The organism is Peptostreptococcus sp. (genome assembly GCF_977045075.1).
Genome location: NZ_CDRRTB010000001.1, coordinates 29,878 through 47,793 on the forward strand (window position 1 = coordinate 29,878; position 17,916 = coordinate 47,793).

At 37.9% G+C, this 17,916-nt stretch carries 16 protein-coding genes; all 16 read left to right on the forward strand.

Features of this window, described 5'->3' with window-relative positions; all coding sequences use genetic code 11:
- The first annotated feature begins 26 nt into the window (after positions 1-26).
- The 16 genes from ACW6OJ_RS00155 (at position 27) to ACW6OJ_RS00230 (ending at position 17,904) form a co-directional block, all read left to right on the forward strand.
- The gene (locus ACW6OJ_RS00155) at positions 27-239 is read left to right on the forward strand and encodes a heavy-metal-associated domain-containing protein (protein WP_293429669.1); all 213 of its coding nucleotides are present in this window, start codon (positions 27-29) and stop codon (positions 237-239) included.
- A 599-nt stretch (positions 240-838) separates the two neighbouring features.
- The gene (locus tag ACW6OJ_RS00160; protein WP_456095423.1) at positions 839-2,248 is read left to right on the forward strand and encodes an SH3 domain-containing protein; all 1,410 of its coding nucleotides are present in this window, start codon (positions 839-841) and stop codon (positions 2,246-2,248) included.
- Between the two features lie 437 nt (positions 2,249-2,685).
- Positions 2,686-4,029 (forward strand): electron transport complex subunit RsxC, encoded by a 1,344-nt coding sequence (gene rsxC / locus ACW6OJ_RS00165; protein WP_304194092.1) that lies wholly within the window; start codon positions 2,686-2,688, stop codon positions 4,027-4,029.
- 18 nt (positions 4,030-4,047) lie between these two features.
- Entirely contained in the window at positions 4,048-5,034 is a 987-nt protein-coding gene (locus ACW6OJ_RS00170; protein ID WP_293433631.1) for an RnfABCDGE type electron transport complex subunit D, read from the forward strand.
- Positions 5,034-5,600 (forward strand): RnfABCDGE type electron transport complex subunit G, encoded by a 567-nt coding sequence (locus ACW6OJ_RS00175; protein WP_293433633.1) that lies wholly within the window; start codon positions 5,034-5,036, stop codon positions 5,598-5,600. Before ACW6OJ_RS00170 ends, ACW6OJ_RS00175 begins: the two co-directional genes overlap by 1 nt.
- A gap of 11 nt (positions 5,601-5,611) precedes the next feature.
- Positions 5,612-6,205, forward strand: a complete 594-nt coding sequence (rsxE, locus tag ACW6OJ_RS00180; RefSeq protein WP_455104849.1) for an electron transport complex subunit RsxE — start codon at positions 5,612-5,614, stop codon at positions 6,203-6,205.
- Between the two features lie 13 nt (positions 6,206-6,218).
- Positions 6,219-6,794 carry an electron transport complex subunit RsxA gene (gene rsxA, locus ACW6OJ_RS00185; protein ID WP_293436847.1) on the forward strand — a complete coding sequence of 192 codons (576 nt, stop codon included), beginning with the start codon at positions 6,219-6,221 and terminating at the stop codon, positions 6,792-6,794.
- Positions 6,795-6,809: 15 nt separating this feature from the next.
- Positions 6,810-7,688 carry an RnfABCDGE type electron transport complex subunit B gene (gene rnfB, locus ACW6OJ_RS00190; RefSeq protein ID WP_293432637.1) on the forward strand — a complete coding sequence of 293 codons (879 nt, stop codon included), beginning with the start codon at positions 6,810-6,812 and terminating at the stop codon, positions 7,686-7,688.
- 208 nt (positions 7,689-7,896) lie between these two features.
- Positions 7,897-8,583, forward strand: a complete 687-nt coding sequence (gene radC / locus ACW6OJ_RS00195) for a RadC family protein (protein WP_455104850.1) — start codon at positions 7,897-7,899, stop codon at positions 8,581-8,583.
- A gap of 158 nt (positions 8,584-8,741) precedes the next feature.
- Positions 8,742-9,791 (forward strand): rod shape-determining protein, encoded by a 1,050-nt coding sequence (locus tag ACW6OJ_RS00200; protein ID WP_293429186.1) that lies wholly within the window; start codon positions 8,742-8,744, stop codon positions 9,789-9,791.
- A gap of 3 nt (positions 9,792-9,794) precedes the next feature.
- Positions 9,795-10,685 carry a rod shape-determining protein MreC gene (gene mreC / locus ACW6OJ_RS00205; RefSeq protein WP_456095424.1) on the forward strand — a complete coding sequence of 297 codons (891 nt, stop codon included), beginning with the start codon at positions 9,795-9,797 and terminating at the stop codon, positions 10,683-10,685.
- 8 nt (positions 10,686-10,693) lie between these two features.
- The gene (mreD, locus tag ACW6OJ_RS00210; RefSeq protein WP_293429190.1) at positions 10,694-11,179 is read left to right on the forward strand and encodes a rod shape-determining protein MreD; all 486 of its coding nucleotides are present in this window, start codon (positions 10,694-10,696) and stop codon (positions 11,177-11,179) included.
- 12 nt (positions 11,180-11,191) lie between these two features.
- Positions 11,192-14,104 carry a penicillin-binding transpeptidase domain-containing protein gene (locus tag ACW6OJ_RS00215; RefSeq protein WP_456095425.1) on the forward strand — a complete coding sequence of 971 codons (2,913 nt, stop codon included), beginning with the start codon at positions 11,192-11,194 and terminating at the stop codon, positions 14,102-14,104.
- Positions 14,091-15,203 carry a rod shape-determining protein RodA gene (gene rodA / locus ACW6OJ_RS00220; RefSeq protein ID WP_304194087.1) on the forward strand — a complete coding sequence of 371 codons (1,113 nt, stop codon included), beginning with the start codon at positions 14,091-14,093 and terminating at the stop codon, positions 15,201-15,203. The genes ACW6OJ_RS00215 and rodA overlap by 14 nt, the downstream gene beginning before the upstream one ends.
- A gap of 143 nt (positions 15,204-15,346) precedes the next feature.
- Positions 15,347-17,206, forward strand: coding sequence for a TIGR03960 family B12-binding radical SAM protein (locus ACW6OJ_RS00225; RefSeq protein ID WP_456095426.1), 1,860 nt, complete (start codon positions 15,347-15,349; stop codon positions 17,204-17,206).
- Positions 17,206-17,904 (forward strand): TIGR03936 family radical SAM-associated protein, encoded by a 699-nt coding sequence (locus tag ACW6OJ_RS00230; protein ID WP_293432652.1) that lies wholly within the window; start codon positions 17,206-17,208, stop codon positions 17,902-17,904. The genes ACW6OJ_RS00225 and ACW6OJ_RS00230 overlap by 1 nt, the downstream gene beginning before the upstream one ends.
- Positions 17,905-17,916 lie beyond the last annotated feature (12 nt).

Consider the following 17,916-nt stretch of genomic DNA (forward strand, 5'->3'; position numbering starts at 1 on the left):
ATTGGACCTATAAGGAGGAGATACAAATGAAAAAGAGATTAATGGTTGAAGGTATGCACTGTGCTAACTGTGTAAAGGGATTAAACGATGTACTTACAGAGGATTTAGAGGGTGTAGAGGTATTAGAGATAAGCTTAGAAGGTAAGTATGCTGATATAGATGCAGCTGACAGCGTAAGTGACGACCAGTTAAAGGCAGCAGTTGAAGAGCTGGGCTTTGAATTAAAGGAAATTAAATAAGTTTCTATGAGCAGTAAATCAAATTTGGTTTGCTGCTTTTTTACGCAAGAATATTAGCTAGATCCAGAATCTGGCTCAGACGCTTTTGTTGAGATTACAACTGACCTATTATATGAGTATAGAGCCTAATGTAGGCCTAACCAATATAGGTTTATCTGCTAAATTGCGACCTGCTTTGGTATATTTATAAATCTACTATTCTCTGTTTATATAGGGAGAAGGAACAGGGAGAGAACACTAGAAAAAAGCTAGCAAATATAAAGAAATACTAAAGAAAATACTAGGTTAATAGATAAAAAAATGCAGACATTACAAAAAAGTTACAGTTAAACTGGTGGAAAGGATCTAGAACCTAGGGTTTAAGTTACAAAAAAGTTACAAAAAATGACAAAAATTGCAAAAAAGTCACCTTTTTTTTAAAAAACACTTTACAACTAGTAACAAAATGTTGTATTATAGGTTTGTGCAAATATAAAAATTAGAGATAAAACTTTAGAAAATGATAAAGTTAAAAAATGTTACATTTGATTTGGATGTAATTCTTCATTAAATAATAGTATTTAGATGAAGTTAGAAAATAATGAGAGGTGAGAATTTAGATGAAAAAAGCAATAACAGTCTTAGGTTTAGGTGCTGCAGCTGTTGCTATATCAGTTTCAAATGCCAGTGCATTAGAACAGCAGGATGCTAATGTAGTAGAACAGCAGGATGCACAAACAACAACAGGGATTAACCTAAGAGAACAACCAGGTGCAACTTCAAATAAGGTCTCAGAGCTTCACGCGGGTTCAAAAATAACAGTTAAAGAGAGCAATAACGGTTGGGTCAACGTTCAGACAGAGGATGGTCAGAGCGGTTGGGTTAGTGGATATTATATATCTGATAAGGAAGGTAACCCGATTATAGCCAACAATGCTACTAATAATGCTGCCAATGTAGATAATACAAATAAGGCAGGTAAGAATGTTGTAGCTAATAAAGTTGTAAATAAGGCTAAGGTAGCTAATACTGGAGCTTATGAAAATAATTATACAGAAAAAACTACAAATATAAAGGGTGATAGCTCTGACCAGGCGGTTTCTTCGAATGCCAAGATAGAGTCTACTGCATCTTTAAACATCAGAATAGGCCCATCTGTATCAAATGGTATATCAGGTGTGGTATATAAGGGTGAAATTTTTAAGGTAGTGTCTAAGTCTTCAAATGGATGGTACAAGGTTGTATTAAATGACGGTACTACAGGTTGGGCTAGTGGTAAGTATATCAGCCTAACTTCAGAAAATGACAAGACTAATATAGCTAATTATACACAGAACAATGTTAAGCAGGACACTAGTACTCAGGCTACTAGCTCAAGTTCACAGGGTAAGGTTAATAGCTCTGTAGGCTTAAATGTTAGATCTGGTGCAGGTACAGGAAGTTCAGTTATAGGAACTCTTGCCAACAATGCATCTGTTAATATAATTGGTGAAGAAAATGGATGGTACAAGATAAAGCTAGATAATGGTTCAACAGGTTATGTTGGAGCAAGCTATATATCTAAAGTTTCTGGAGGATCAAGTATTGTAGATAGTACTACTACAAGTAATGTGAAGGAAACTGCAAAGACTGAAGCAACGAGTACTGCTAAGGCTACTGTAACAGGTAACAAGGTTGTAGACTACGCCCAGACGCTACTTGGAACTAAGTATGTATGGGGTGGAACTACTACTCAGGGCTTTGACTGTTCAGGCTTCACTCAGTATGTCTATAAGAAAATGGGTATAGATATACCTAGAGTTTCTAAGGCTCAGGCAACAGCAGGTAGTGCAGTATCACTATCAAATATAAAGGCAGGAGACTTATTATACTTTGATACAACTGGTTCAGGTTCTACTAGCCACGTTGGTATATACATGGGTAATGGTAAGTTTATACATGCAAGTGGTACAGCAACTAATCCAGAACATGTTAAGGTATCTAACCTGTCAGAAGGTTGGGTTAAGTGTCTAGGAGCTAGAAGATTCTAGTACAAACTTAAGACTAAATTAATATGATAATATAAGACCATAGGAGTTAATGACTCTTGTGGTCTTTTCTTAATTGAGAAACAAAAGCATTTATCTTATATTGTGTATTTTTTATCAATTAGTATGTCCAATAGAAATTTTACCTAGCAAAAAGAATAGTTTTTTATTGGAATCATAGGATTTTTTTAGGGTATTTTGAAAAATTACTTGCATTTAATAAATGAAAATTTATAAGAAACGAATCCTAAAGAGAAAAATTGCTTAAGAATAAATCAAGGAAAGGGTGTAGATTTAATTTTAATAATGAAAAAAAGCAATTTACTTTAATTAACATGGATAAAAAATAATATACAAATTTTATTTGCCTTATTTATATAGGAAGTGGTATACTAGTAATGAGAAAATTTTAATATTAGTTAAGAATAGGGGGTAACAAAATGAAACTCTTAACTTTTAAGGGAGGAATACATCCTCCATATGGAAAAGAGTATGCTAACAAGAAACCAATTGAGAAAGCAGCAGCGCCTGCTAAGGTTTATATCCCACTTCAGCAGCACATAGGTGCTCCAGCAAAATGTATTGTTGCTGTAGGTGATGAAGTTAAACTAGGTCAAAAGATTGGTGAAGCTCAGGGATTTGTATCTTCTAACATCCATTCGTCAGTATCAGGTGTCGTTAAAGCTATTGAGCTATGTGGCGTTCCTAACGGTACTGCAATGTGTGTTGTCATTGAAAACGACTTCAAAGAAGAACCTCATGAAAGTGTAAAGCCTCATGGCGATATAGCTGACTTGAGCAAGGAAGAAATTGTTGGAATAGTCAAAGAAGCAGGTATAGTTGGTATGGGTGGTGCAACATTCCCTAACCATGTAAAGATTTCTCCTCCACCGGACTCAAAGGCGGAATACGTTATCTTAAATGGCGCAGAATGTGAGCCATATTTAACAGCTGACGACAGACTAATGGTAGAAAATCCGGAAGATGTCGTATATGGTCTAAGAGCTCTTATGAAGGCTCTAGATGTTAACAAAGGTTTCATAGGTATAGAAGTAAATAAGCCAGAAGCCATTGCAAATGTAACAAAGGCAGCAGAGCCATATCCAGAAATTGATGTAGTAAGTCTACAGGTTAAGTACCCAGAAGGTGCAGAAAAGCAGTTGATTTATGCATGTACTGGAAGAGAAGTTCCATCAGGAGCACTTCCAATAGCAGTAGGAGCCGTTGTTGACAACGTTGCTACAGCCGCTGCAATAGCAAATGCTATTAAGACTGGTATGCCTCTAGTAGAAAGAATAACTACAGTTACTGGTCCTTGTATTAAGGAACCAAAGAACTTAGTTACTAAGATCGGTACAAAGTTCAGTGAAATAATCGAACAGTGCGGTGGTCTTAAGGAAGATGTTGTGGCTAGAAAGCTTATAGCTGGTGGTCCAATGATGGGATTTGCTCAGTTTACTGATGATATATCTACTAACAAGGGATCTTCAGGTATATTAATTCTAGACGAAGATATAGCTGTAGCACCAGAACCAATGAATTGTATTAAGTGTGGTAGGTGTACTGACGTATGTCCAGCATTCCTTCAACCATTATTTATAAGTGCATATTCTTTGAAAAATGATTTTGATGCGGCAGAACAGCACAGAGCTATGGACTGTATAGAATGTGGTTCATGTTCATTCATATGCCCTTCTAGAAGACTTTTATTGCCTTCAATTAGACAGGCTAAGAGAGAAATCGGTGCTAAGAGAAGAAAAGCTGCAGCAGCTCAGAAGAAATAATAGTTAGGGGGAAAAGAAATGGATAAGCAATGGATAGTGTCTTCTTCTCCACATATAAGGACTAAGGAAGATACTTCATATATTATGAAGCAAGTCATTTTGGCACTTATGCCAGCAACATTGGCTGGATTGTATTACTTCAGGGTTCAGGGCTTGATTACAATCTTAGCTTGTGTTATCGGTGCAGTATGTTCAGAATGGGTATATTGCAAGATTACAAAGAAAAAATCAACAATCAATGATTTTTCAGCAGTAGTTACAGGTTTATTATTGGCCTTCAACGTTCCAGCAGGTTTACCTATCTGGATGTGTGTTGTAGGTGCAATATTCTCTATCATAATCGTTAAGATGGTATTTGGTGGTATTGGTTTCAACTTCTTGAACCCAGCACTAGCAGGTAGAGCATTCCTACTAGCTTCTTTCCCAGTTGCAATGACAACTTGGTTAAAGCCAGGAGCTAATGCTGACGCTACTACAGTAGCAACACCACTTAGCTACATGAAGTTAATGGGTGCTGAAGGTATGGGTTCTTCTGCAGATGCAGTTTCAAAGCTACATGATGCAGGTATATCTATCGGAAGCATGTTCATGGGTAACATCGGTGGTACAGTAGGCGAAACATGTTCATTACTGCTAATCATCGGTGGTGTATACTTGATTTACAAGGGAATTATATCTTACGTAATGCCAGTAACTTATATTTGCTTGGTATTCGTATTAACATTTATATTTGGTGGATTTAATGCTGAATTTGCAGTATATCAGGCACTAGCAGGTGGACTACTACTAGGTGGTTTCTTCATGTTGACTGACTATACAACTTCACCAATGACTAAGAAGGGTCAGATTATTTATGCAGCGATTGCAGCTGTAATAGCTACTTGTATTAGACTTTTCGGTGGATATCCAGAAGGTGTATCATACTCAATCTTGTTCGCCAACTGTTTAGTTCCACTAATCGACAAGTACGTACACAATAGAGTATTCGGGGAGGTGCGTAAATAATGAATAGTATGGTTAAAATAGGGGGAACTCTTTTTGGTTTCTCTGCTATAGCAGCATTATTATTGGCTGGTACTAACCAAGTGACATCTCCAGTTATAGAGCAGTTGAATATCAAGGCTAGTAATGAAGCCAGAATTGCTGTTTTGCCAGAGGCTAAGGACTTCAAACAGGTTGACAAGTCTGCATATGCAAGTGCAGGTGCCAAGACTGCTATGGAAGTTTATGAAGGTGCTAATGGCTCTGATACTGTTGGTTACACTATAAAGACTGCTCCAGTAGGTTATGGTGGTCCTGTTGAAATCACAATAGGTATCAGCAAAGATGGTAAAATTACTGGTGTAAATGTTGGTAACAACAGTGAAACTCCAGGTCTAGGTGCTAAAGCTGCAGATCCTGCCTTCTACGGACAGTACAAGGACAAGGCTGCAAAACCTCTAGAAGTTATAAAGAGTGGTGCACCTAATGAAAGTCAGATTAAGGCCATATCTGGTGCTACAATTACATCAAAGGCAGTAACAAGTGGTGTAAATGAAGCTATTGCGATATTCGGTGCAATCAATAAATAGGGGGGTCAAAGATGAGTAATATAGGAAAGATATTTAAAAATGGTATAATCGATGAGAACCCTACCTTCGTCCAGGTAATAGGTATGTGTCCAACACTTGCCGTTACAAGTTCAGCAATAAACGGTATAGGTATGGGACTTTCTACAGCAGTCGTTCTTGCTTGTTCAAACTTAGCAATATCACTACTTAGAAAGATCGTTCCAGATAAGATAAGAATACCATGTTTCGTAGTTGTAATCGCTACATTCGTTACAATTGTTCAGATGTTATTGAAGGCTTATGTGCCAGCTCTTGACAAGGCGCTTGGTCTTTATATACCTCTTATAGTTGTTAACTGTTTGATACTAGCAAGAGCTGAGTCTTTTGCATGTAAGAACAAGCCATTCCCATCACTAGTAGATGGTTTCGCTATGGGTCTTGGATTTACAATAGCACTTACTATACTAGGTGCTGTAAGAGAAATCCTGGGTGCAGGTAGCGTATTTGGATTTGCTTTCTTACCAGAAACATTCAACACATTGTTGTTCATATTGCCTCCAGGAGCATTCCTAACTCTAGGTTGCTTGATGGCTGTATTTAACAAGTTAACAAAGAAAAAAGCGTAAAGGGGTGTAGAGATTGAAATTAATATTATTATTTTTATACATAGTTCTAGTAAATAATGTTATAACTTCTCAGTTCCTTGGTATTTGTCCGTTCTTGGGTGTTTCTAAGAAAACAGATACAGCAATAGGTATGGGTGTAGCCGTAACTTTCGTTATAGCTTTAGCATCTATAATAACTTATTTCATTCAGATAATATTAGATAACTATCAGTTAGGATACTTGCAGACAATAGCATTTATACTTGTTATTGCATCTATCGTTCAGTTCGTTGAAATGGTTATAAAGAAGACTTCGCCATCACTATATCAGGCACTTGGTGTTTTCTTACCTCTTATAACTACAAACTGCGCGGTTTTGGGTATAGCTATAGTTAACATTACTAAGGGTTACAACATCATTGAAACTCTAGTAAATGGTATAGGTGCTGGTATAGGATTTACACTTGCAATAGTAATATTTGCAGGTATCAGAGAAAGGTTAGAATTAGCTGACATTCAGGATGCGTTTAAGGGATTCCCTATAACACTGATTTCAGCCAGCTTAATGTCAATAGCTTTTCTAGGATTCACAGGATTAATTAAATTATAAGGGAGGTACTAGAGAATGCTTATTGTTTATGCGGTAGTAGTACTTGGTATACTTGGTTTAATCTTTGGTATAATCCTTGATTTTGCTTCTAAGAAGTTTGCCGTTGAAGTAGACCCTAAGGAAGCTGAAGTACTAGAAGTTTTACCAGGAGCCAATTGTGGTGGTTGTGGATTTCCAGGTTGTGGTGGTTTAGCTGCTGCAATTGCTAAGGGAGAAGCGCCAGTAAATGGTTGTCCTGTAGGTGGAGCAGCTGTTGCAGAAAAAGTTGCTGCAATAATGGGTGTTGAAGCCGGAGCAGGAGAAAAGATAGTAGCCAATGTAAGGTGTAAGGGTACATGTGATGCTACTAAGGAAAAATATGAGTACAGCGGTATACAGGATTGTAGAGCAGCTGCATCATTAATCGGTGGTGCCAAGTCTTGTTCTTATGGATGTTTAGGTCTAGGTACTTGTGTACAGGTTTGTAACTTTGATGCTATACATGTTGTAGATGGCGTTGCTGTAGTTGATGAAGAAAAGTGCGTTAACTGTGGTAAGTGTATAGATATATGTCCAAAGGCACTTATCGAACGTAAGCCGGCTAATAAGGCTGTTACAGTTCAGTGTAAGTCAAATGACTTTGGTAAGACAGTTAAGGATAACTGTACAGTAGGTTGTATTGGTTGCGGTATATGCTTTAAGGAATGTCCGTTTGATGCAATCATATTTGAAGACAAGCTAGCACGTATTGATTACGAAAAGTGTAAGCAGTGTAACAAGTGTGCTATGAAGTGTCCAACAAAGGTTATAAAGCCAAAAGAAAGAAAAAAACCAGTAGTTAAAGCTCAGCCAAAGCCACAAGAGCCAAAGGTTGAAGAAGCTAAGGCTGAAGTTAAGCCAGAAGAAAATAACTAATTAGCTTTAAAAGCTTAACTAATATTAAGGGTCACCGTATATTTAATTATATACGGTGATTTTTTTATTTAAAAAACTGTCTATATATGATTGGATAATACTTATAGTGGATAAAGAGCTAGCATAAAATAGGACATGATGTCACGATAAATGCTGGTAAAGTCTAAAATTATAAATTGTTTACTAAGGGGAATATATAGGTGCTAATATGAGTGAGGTTTTAAGGATAAGGGAAATGTGTGAGGATGAAAGGCCAAGAGAAAAGATGATGAAGAAAGGGGTAAAGTCCTTATCAGACGCCGAGCTTTTAGCTATAATGATTAGGACAGGTGATAAAAACAACAATGCAGTAACCCTATCTTCAAAGGTATTGACCCTCTCTAAACATGGGGTAAGGGGCTTGACTGATTTGAGTCTAGACGAGTTATGTAGTATTGATGGCATTGGTCCTTCAAAGGCCACTATTATCAAGGCGGCCCTAGAATTAGGGGTCAGGGTATCCCAGTACCTACCCAATAGGTTTAAAATCAATAACCCATGGGATGTATATTCCTACTATATGGAGGAGCTTAGGTACCTCAAAAAGGAAGTTTTTAAGGTTATACTACTAAATACAAAAAATGAAATAATCTCAGATATAGATGTATCAGTTGGTAGCCTAAATTCTTCTATAGTTCATCCCAGAGAGGTTTTTATAGAGGCTATAAAAAGGAGATCTAATGCTATTATATTAATGCACAACCACCCATCAGGTAATCCTGACCCCTCTAAGGAGGACATTATGATTACCAAGAGACTGAATGAGTGCGGCAAAATACTTGGTATTAATGTGTTAGACCATATAGTCATTGGGGATGGAAGTTACTATAGCCTCAAGGAAAATAACATATTTTGAGACTTATAAAAGTGGTCCATTATTTTTACATAAAATATTGTTTGCATTTTTTAAAAAGAATGAATAAAAGATATCAACAAGACTCCTGTTTCGTGGTATACTAATAGATATAGGCGCATAAGGGAGTCTATTAAAACTTGTAAAAAATGGAGGACGATATGGGAATTTTTAGTAAGATTTTTGGATCTAATATAAATAATATAATTACCAATGATATGGGTATCGACTTGGGTACTGCAAATACTTTGGTTTACATAAAAGGACAGGGAATAGTAGTTGATGAGCCATCAGTTGTAGCCATAAGGGATGACAACAATGAGATACTAGCAGTAGGTCAGAAGGCAAGGGATATGGTAGGTAGAACTCCGGAAAATATCATTGCTATTCAGCCTGTAAAGGAAGGGGTAATAGCTGATTTTGAGGCGACACAGGCCATGATGAGCTACTTTATCCAGAAGGGGTCAAAGGGTGTTGTGAGTCCTAGAATAGTTATATGCGTACCTTTTGGTATCACTAAGGTTGAGAAGAAGGCTATTGAAGAGGCTGCTATCCAGGCTGGTGGCAGAGAGGTCTTTATACTAGAAGAGCCTATGGCAGCAGCTATAGGGGCTGGCTTGAATGTCAATGACCCGGAAGGTAATATGATTGTTGATATTGGCGGTGGAACATCAGAAATAGCCGTTATATCACTTGGTGGAGTCGTTGTAGCCAATTCAATCAGGATAGGTGGAGATGAGTTTGACGTTGCCATAGAGAACTTTGTAAGAAAGGACTACAATATCATAATTGGAGCAAGAACTGCTGAAAATATCAAATTAGCGATAGGATCTGCCTTCCCAGGAGACAAGGAAATTGAAATGACAGTAAGTGGTAGGGACATAATGTCAGGCCTACCAAGAACAATAACAATAGGATCTACAGAGGTTAGAGAGGCCCTAAGAGAGCCAATTAACGAAATAGTAGAGGCCATTAGGACGACACTAGAGGATACTCCTCCAGAATTGGCGTCAGATATAATGGAAAAGGGAATCTTCCTAACAGGTGGAGGCTCCTTATTAAGAGGCATGGACAAGCTAATCCAGGCTGAAACATCACTAAATGTTACAGTGGCAGCCCACCCACTTCAGTGCGTTGTAATAGGAGCAGGTAAGTCTATAGAAAATACAGACATATTCAACAGTATCGTTATGATGAATCACGAAGGATAGTTGGTGGTCACCTTGAAGTTAGAGAAGGATAGTAGAAGAAGGTTGAGTCTAAAGACCATACTAGCAACTATTGTAGTGGTTTTGATAGTAGCTATAACAGCTAACTCTATGTCTAATTCAGGTAGACTGGATGCCGTTGAAGCAAAGGGACCAATCTCAGCTTTTTACATTGTGGGCAAGCATCTCAACAATGTAGTCGTAGGAATTGGTGACTTTTTTGGGGACCTAGCAAACTTTAGGTCAAATGCTAGGATGGTCCAAGACCTTAAAAATGAAAATGATAAGTTAAAACAAAAAATTATAGATATGGAAAGTGATGTAGACAAGCTGGATTCTTTAGAAAGACTGAAGAAATCCCTGAATTACGTGTCTACAGACCAACGTAATAGTCTGGTTACAGCCAGTGTAATAGGAAAGAATAACGGAGACTGGTACAAGTCATTTGTAATAGATGCAGGTGCAGGTGATGGAGTCAAGACAGATAGCATAGTGATAAATGGCCAGGGTGTAGTGGGTATTGTTTATAGTGTGAGCAACCACTATTCTAAGGCTATATCCTTGATAGATTCTAGAGCTTCTGTTAGCTTTAAGCTAGCCAGAAAGAATGACTACAAGGGGGTTATTACAACGTCATCTATAGTAGGTAGTGCGGACTTTACAGATATAGACAAGTTACTCCAAGGATATCTTTTTGACCCTAAGTCAGATGTGAAAAAGGATGACCTCCTAGTTACATCAGGTTTGGGCCTATATCCAGAGAATATACCAATAGGCACTGTTACTAGTGTTACATATGACAAGAACAAGTCTATGAAAACTATAAAGATTAGGCCTAGCGTAGATTTTAAAAATATTGACAATGTCAGTATAATCCCTCCAAGAAAGGTTCAATAGGTGGCAGTATGAAAAATATAGTGGTATTTTTGATTGGCCTCTTTCTGATTTTTTTGGAGGCTTTTTTTACCAATCATATAAGTTCCTTTTTGAGCATAGACCTGCTTTTGATCTACATAATTTTGATTTCCCTTTATATGGACAAGAGCTATGCCCTTATAGAGGTTGGTCTTTTGGGCTTACTTAGTGATTTGGTAGTAGGTGGCATAGTAGGAATTACAGCCCTTTTATTTATGGCAGCATCCTACTTTATATCTACAGTAGAAAAATCGATCTTTAAGGATAAGAAGCTAATAGTGCTCTTCTTAGTATTTGTTATTAGCATAGTGTATTCTATAATAAATGCAGTGGTATCAGCCATATTTTATGTGCCGGTTCCACTTATACTTGTTCTCCTTAAGGGAGTAATACTAATACCCCTTTTAAATGTAGGTGTAGCCTTCTTGGCCTATAGCCTGTTTGGAGACTTGTTGATGAAATTAAGGGAAGAATAGTGGTGTGACAAATTGAGTAAAAATTCAGTGATAAAGCCAAGACTAAAGGTAATTAATAAGTTTATTCTAATTATACTTAGTGTGGTTTTAATAAAAATAGTATATATGACAACTATAAGGTATTCACATTATTCTGAGTTGGCTGACCAAAAGGCCTACAAGCAGATTATGGTTCAGGCTCCTAGGGGAGAAATTAGGGACAGGAAGGGTGTATTATTGGCAGGTAATGAGCCCCAGTTCACCGTTCAGATAGTTGCAGATACCTTCAACAAGGCAGGTAAGAATAGTAAGGACGGGGCAAATAAGATGGCCTATTCGGTTATTAATATCCTAGAAAAAAATGGTGAAACATATACGGATGAGTTCCCAATAAGCCTTGAAAATGGTAGGTATAGCTACAGTTTCGACCAGAAAATCAGCGAATTCAAGAGTAAAAATGGTATACCAAGTAACTATAATGCTAAAAAATCCTTCTACTATGTAGTTGACAGTATGATACAAAGTGGTCTATTGTCATTAGCAGATAGGAATATGGATCCGGTTAAGCTCCAGGCCAAGGTTAATAAGCTGGGCTATTATCCACCAGTACTTGTAAATTCTTGGACCTTCACCCAGCAAAAGAATAAGGAGGACTGGTTGAAGGGCTATGGACTAAAAGATGGTGTGAGTGCCCTTTTAGCATTTAAGCATATAAGAAACAACTACTATAAGATAGATTCTAGCATGACGGACAAAGAGGCTAGAAAAATCATGCTGGTAAGAGACCTACTAAAGTCAAAAATATATACCCAGTACAATCCGGTGACTATATCTAAGGGTATAAAGAAGGAGACAGTTGTCCAGATAGAAGAAAACTCAATGAAGCTATCGGGTGTTTCCGTTGCCATAGAGCAAAAGAGGGTCTATCCTTTGGGTAACCTTGCAGCCCATGTTCTAGGCTATGTTGGTAAGATACCATCATCTAAGGCAGAGGACCTTGTAAAGGAGGGCTACAGTCCCCAGGATATGATAGGTCTATCTGGTATTGAAAACAGCTATGAAAATAAGCTAAGGGGTAAGGATGGTTATAAGGAAGTAAAGGTAGACAGTGTTGGTAGGGTTATTTCACAGATGAAGTCTGTTGATCCTACAAGTGGTAAGAGTGTTTACCTAACTATAGATAGTAAGGTACAAAAGACGGCTGAGGAATCCTTGAAAAATGCTATAGAATCAGCCAGATCAGGTGGAAGCTTCAAGAGTCAGTTTGGAGATATAAATATAAAAGAAAGTGCTCCTAAGGCTAGGTCAGGTGCAATAGTTGCCATAGATGTAACTAGTGGAGATGTCTTGGCCATGGCTAGCTATCCCAATTATGATCCAAATAAGTTTGCTAATGGTATAAGTAGTGAGGACTATAATAACTACCTTCCAAAAAATCAGAATGATATGCTGGCACCAAACCCATTATTGAATTTGTCTACTCAGGGTGTATTCCAGCCGGGATCAACCTTCAAGATGGTAACAGCAATGGCTGCCCTAGAATCAGGCTTGGATCCAAATTATACAATAAATGACCCTGGTGTAATAAGGTTAGGAAATAGAAATTTTGCCGACTATGTATGGCACCATGGCGGAAAAAACCACGGCGTGGTAAACCTCTATAAGGCAATACAGGAATCTTGTAATATATACTTCTATGTCTTGGGTAGTAATAGGAACTGGATGACAGGCCAGAACCTAAACCTAGGTATGAATGCCAACAAGATACTTGAATATGCCAAGAAGTTTGGTCTTGATAGCGATACAGGACTTGAGGGGCAGTTAGAGGAAAGAAATGGTAGGGTACCTAGTGAAGAACAGAAGGTTGAAAATACCAAGATTCAATTAAAGTATGCCCTAGAGAGAACTATGAGAACCCACTTTGAGGGTATTGATTATGAAGAAAATAGGGATGAATTCGTAGAAAAGATAGATAAAATTGTTAGTTGGATAGATGAAGATAAGACTCCTGGTAGGGTAGAAACAATGAAGAGGTTAAAGAAACTAGGAGTTAAGGAAGCCTATGTAGAGAGCGATGCTGACTATATGGTTTACAGCTATTTCAACTTTGCTAAGTGGGGTGTGGGTGATACCTTCAACCTTGCTATAGGTCAGGGTGAAAATGCCTACAATCCATCTCAGGTTGTCAGATATGTTGCAGCCCTTGCCAATGGCGGTTATCTAGTAAACCTAAATGTAGTAAACAAGGTAGAAACCTCAAATGGTAAGGTAGCAGAGGTAGCCAATAGAAGGCTAGATAAGATTAGCTTTAAGGACAGTTCAAACCTAAATGACATAAAGATAGGTATGGTCAATGTTTCTACGCAAGGCCTGGCCAAGGATGCATTTGGAAGCTTTCCAATTAAGGTTGCAACTAAGACAGGAACAGCGGAAAAGAGTGGAAAGATACCTACAGATAAGGAATATGACTATCTTATGAGTCATTTGTCATCCTACTCTTTAGACAAGGCCAAGGTTCTTGAAAGGTATAACAAGCTTAAGGCCGATAGGGAAAGAGAGCTAACGAATGAAAAAATTAAGGACTTGAAGGCTAAAATAAATGATACTAGTATTGATAGCGACAAGAGAAAGAAGTACCAAAAGGAACTAGAGGCTGGTATCAAGGTAAAACTAGATGATACAGACAGGGTTAATGCCCAGTACCTAAGAAGGGCAATCAAACAGTTAAACTCAAAGATTACTGATGAGGATATCGATAAGTACAAGGAGGACTACGGTTCTTTTGCCTGGTGTGTGGCTTATGCCCCAGCAGATAATCCTAAGATAGCTGTGGCCTGTATGATACCTCAGGGAGAAACGAGTTCATATGCAGTTTTGCCAATTAGGGAAACTATAGCCCAGTATTTTGGTCTAATAAAGGAAGGTCAGGCTGATGAAAAAAATTGATTATAGAAAAAATTTCAAGATAGTAAAAAATATCGACTGGAAATTAGTAGCCATAGTCCTAGTAATCTTTTTGATTGGAATACTGATACTAAGTAGTGCAACACATGCGAATATTACTAAAAACTATACCCAGATATACAAGCAGCTACTTGCCTTTGTATTGGGCGTGGGTATTATAATGGTCATGATGCTCTTTGACTACGATAGTGTAGGCAAATACTACAAGGAACTATATGTATTTAGTATTATAATGCTACTCATAGTCTGGATACCAGGTTTGGGGGATAGGCAGTTCGGTGCAATATCCTGGATACGTATAGGTAAGTTTAACCTACAAACATCGGAAATAGTAAAGATGACTTTTATACTTAGCTATGCAAAGATAGTAGAAAAGCACAAGGATAGCATGAATAACCTTAGGGTCCTATTCAAGCTAGTGGTGTATGCCATGCCGATTATAGGTCTCCTACTAGCCCAGCCTGATCTAGGTACAGCTATAGTATTTGTGTGTATAATATTCTTTATGCTATATGTGGTTGGTCTAGACAAGAAGATAATCAGGAATACCCTAATAAGTATTCTCTTGTTAACACCACTTATGTATATGTTTATGGCACCCCACCAGAGGGTCAGGATAGTCAATTTCTTTAACCCTGAGCTGAGTAGTAATTACCAGGTTCTACAGTCAATGATAGCTATAGGATCAGGAGGGATATTTGGGAAGGGCCTATATATGGGGTCACAAAATCAGGAAAACTTCCTGCCAGTAAGAGATAGTGACTTTATATTTGCAGTACTTGGTGAGGAGTTTGGCCTAATAGGTATGTTGATAGTGATCATCCTATTTATGCTCCTTATAACAAGGCTATTGATGATAGCTAAAAAGTCTAAAAATGTATACGGAACTCTCATAGTTTCGGGTATAACAGGTATGTTTGTCTACCAAATAATACAGAATATAGGTATGACCGTTGGTCTAATGCCTGTAACAGGTGTAACCCTGCCCTTTGTAAGCTATGGTGGTAGTTCAATATTGACATCTATGGCAAATATAGGTATAGTCTTGAATGTATATTTGAGAAGGAGAAGGATATACTAGGAGACCAGTAAATATAGTTGAGTGATTTAGTTAAAAGGCAAATTAAGTAAAATAGATTTAAGCAGACGCTTGAATCTTCAATAGTGTATATTAGTCCTATTATAGGGGGACAATATATAGACTAGTTGAAATGGAGGCAAGTTTTGGAAAAAGTTGATATTAAAAGAATCTTAAAAAAGGTTGAAAAACCTGCAAGATATTTGGGCAACGAATTAAACTCCATTCATAAGGATACAGAAAGCAATGAGTTAATTAGATATGCTCATTGCTTTCCTGATTTATATGAAGTTGGTATGAGTCATTTGGGTAGCCATATCTTGTATAATTGTATAAATTTAGAAGATGATGTTTTCTGCGAGAGGGTTTATGCACCTGGAATTGATATGGAGGCCAAGATGAGGGAAGGTAATATCCCCCTGTTTGGTCTTGAGTCTAGGGAGCCTATACGCCACTTTGATTTTGTTTCGTTTACACTTCAGTATGAGATGTGCTATACCAACATACTAAATATGCTAGACCTAGCAGGCATACCGCTCCTGGCAAAGGATAGGAAAAATGAGGACCCACTAATTATGGTGGGTGGATCCTGTGCCTATAATGTTGAACCCTTGGCAGACTTTGTTGATATTGTAGTCCTTGGAGAGGGCGAAGAAATGAACCTAGATGTGATTAGGGCCTACAAGGAATGGATAAGGACAAATCCATATGAAAATGGCAAGGATAAGACAGACTTTTATAAGAAGATAATTGGCATAGATGGTGTATATATACCTTCCTTCTATGACTTTAAATACAATGAAGATGGGACTGTTAAGGAACTAGTAAAGCTGGTTGAAGAGGCTCCTGACAATCCTAGAAAGAGGATTATATCAGACATGGATGCAGTCGTATACCCTGAAAAGTATATAGTCCCATTTATAGAGGTAGTCCACGATAGGATAGTCCTAGAATTATTTAGGGGCTGTACTAGGGGATGTAGGTTCTGTCAGGCAGGTATGATATACAGGCCTATAAGAGAAAAATCTGTAGATAGGCTAAAGGGAATAGTAGATAATATGATAAAAAATACTGGCTATGATGAAATATCCCTATCTTCCCTAAGTACTAGTGACTATAGCCATATCAGTGAGATTACAGACTTCTTGGTTGACGAATATGCACCCAAGAATATCAGTGTTTCCCTGCCTTCTCTGAGGCTGGACAATTTCTCTATGGAAATAGCAGAAAAAATCCAGCAGGTAAGAAAGACTGGACTTACATTTGCACCTGAGGCAGGAACTCAGAGAATGAGGGACGTGATAAATAAGGGTATTACAGAAGAAGAACTCCAAAAAGCAGTTTCAAAGGCCTTTGAAATGGGCTGGAACAGTGTCAAGCTATACTTTATGATAGGTCTACCAACTGAAAGGTATGAAGACCTTGATGGTATAAAAGACCTCGCCTACCAGGTAATAGATATCTATAGGGATATACATGGCGGAAAGATTAGGGGTAAGTTTGGCGTGACAATAAGTACCTCAACTTTTGTTCCAAAGCCGTTTACTCCTTTCCAGTGGCATAGACAGGATACTGGTGATGAGATTAGGGATAAGCAGAAGTACCTGGTAGCTAAGCTTAGAAATGGAAATATTAGATACAACTACCATGACTCCCAAACTAGCTTGATGGAGGCAGTATTTGCCAGGGGTGATAGGAGACTGGGAGGAGTTCTACTAGATGCCTTCAAGGCAGGTGCTAAGTTTGATGGCTGGTCAGAATACTTTGACCTTGATAGGTGGTTAGAGGCCATGGATAAGAATGGTCTTGACCCAAGCTTTTATGCCCACAGGGACAGGTCCTATGATGAAGTATTCCCTTGGGACCATATAGATGTAGGTGTAACAAAGGAATTCTTAATACGGGAAAATGAACTTGCCAAGCAGAATAAGGTTACTGAGGACTGTAGACATGGCTGTAAGGGCTGTGGGGTAAATACAAATGATATAGGAAGGGGTTTGTGCTAATGTCTAAGAAAATTAGGATGAAATTTATAAAAACGAAAGACATGATATACATATCCCACCTAGATGTACAGAGACTCCTACAGAGGGTATTTAGGCGTGCAGAAGTAGAGCTATCTTTTTCTCAGGGTTTTAATCCACATCCAAAGATTACCTATGGAAATGCCCTTGCCCTGGGTGTGGAGAGTTATGGGGAATATGTGGATATAGAAATAGAGGCAGACCTATCCTTGGATGATCTTAAGACTAGGATAAATGCCCAGCTTCCAGATGGTATGGCCTTTGTGAAGCTAGTAGAACTAGTAGGTGGAGAGAGAAACCTAGCTTCATCTATAGAGTTTGGTGACTATGAATTCACTATTGAAAATGTGGATAAAATCTCAAAAGAAGATATATGTGACAGGTTGGATAAATTGATGGCTATGGATTCTATCATGATGACCAAGAAAAATAAAAAGGGGAAAATAGTCGATATAGATATCAAGCCTCTTATAAATACCCTATCGCTTTTAGACTATAGGGATGATAGCTTTGTAGTATCATCTATATTGGCAACCGGATCAAAGCAGAACCTAAATACAAATATATTTATACCTAAGTTACTGGAGGTTCTTGCAATAGATATAGACCCTCTGGATGTTGATATAAAAAGAAATGACCTATACTTTAAGCAGGATGGCCAATTAGTCAGTCCACTATAGGGTCTAGTCTTA

Bases quoted from the DNA above. Each gene is read 5' to 3' on its own strand.
- ACW6OJ_RS00155 (WP_293429669.1), top strand. From the start codon at position 27: ATGAAAAAGAGATTAATGGTTGAAGGTATGCACTGTGCTAACTGTGTA.
- ACW6OJ_RS00160 (WP_456095423.1), top strand. From the start codon at position 839: ATGAAAAAAGCAATAACAGTCTTAGGTTTAGGTGCTGCAGCTGTTGCT.
- rsxC (WP_304194092.1), top strand. From the start codon at position 2,686: ATGAAACTCTTAACTTTTAAGGGAGGAATACATCCTCCATATGGAAAA.
- ACW6OJ_RS00170 (WP_293433631.1), top strand. From the start codon at position 4,048: ATGGATAAGCAATGGATAGTGTCTTCTTCTCCACATATAAGGACTAAG.
- ACW6OJ_RS00175 (WP_293433633.1), top strand. From the start codon at position 5,034: ATGAATAGTATGGTTAAAATAGGGGGAACTCTTTTTGGTTTCTCTGCT.
- rsxE (WP_455104849.1), top strand. From the start codon at position 5,612: ATGAGTAATATAGGAAAGATATTTAAAAATGGTATAATCGATGAGAAC.
- rnfB (WP_293432637.1), top strand. From the start codon at position 6,810: ATGCTTATTGTTTATGCGGTAGTAGTACTTGGTATACTTGGTTTAATC.
- radC (WP_455104850.1), top strand. From the start codon at position 7,897: ATGAGTGAGGTTTTAAGGATAAGGGAAATGTGTGAGGATGAAAGGCCA.
- ACW6OJ_RS00200 (WP_293429186.1), top strand. From the start codon at position 8,742: ATGGGAATTTTTAGTAAGATTTTTGGATCTAATATAAATAATATAATT.
- mreD (WP_293429190.1), top strand. From the start codon at position 10,694: ATGAAAAATATAGTGGTATTTTTGATTGGCCTCTTTCTGATTTTTTTG.
- rodA (WP_304194087.1), top strand. From the start codon at position 14,091: ATGAAAAAAATTGATTATAGAAAAAATTTCAAGATAGTAAAAAATATC.
- ACW6OJ_RS00230 (WP_293432652.1), top strand. From the start codon at position 17,206: ATGTCTAAGAAAATTAGGATGAAATTTATAAAAACGAAAGACATGATA.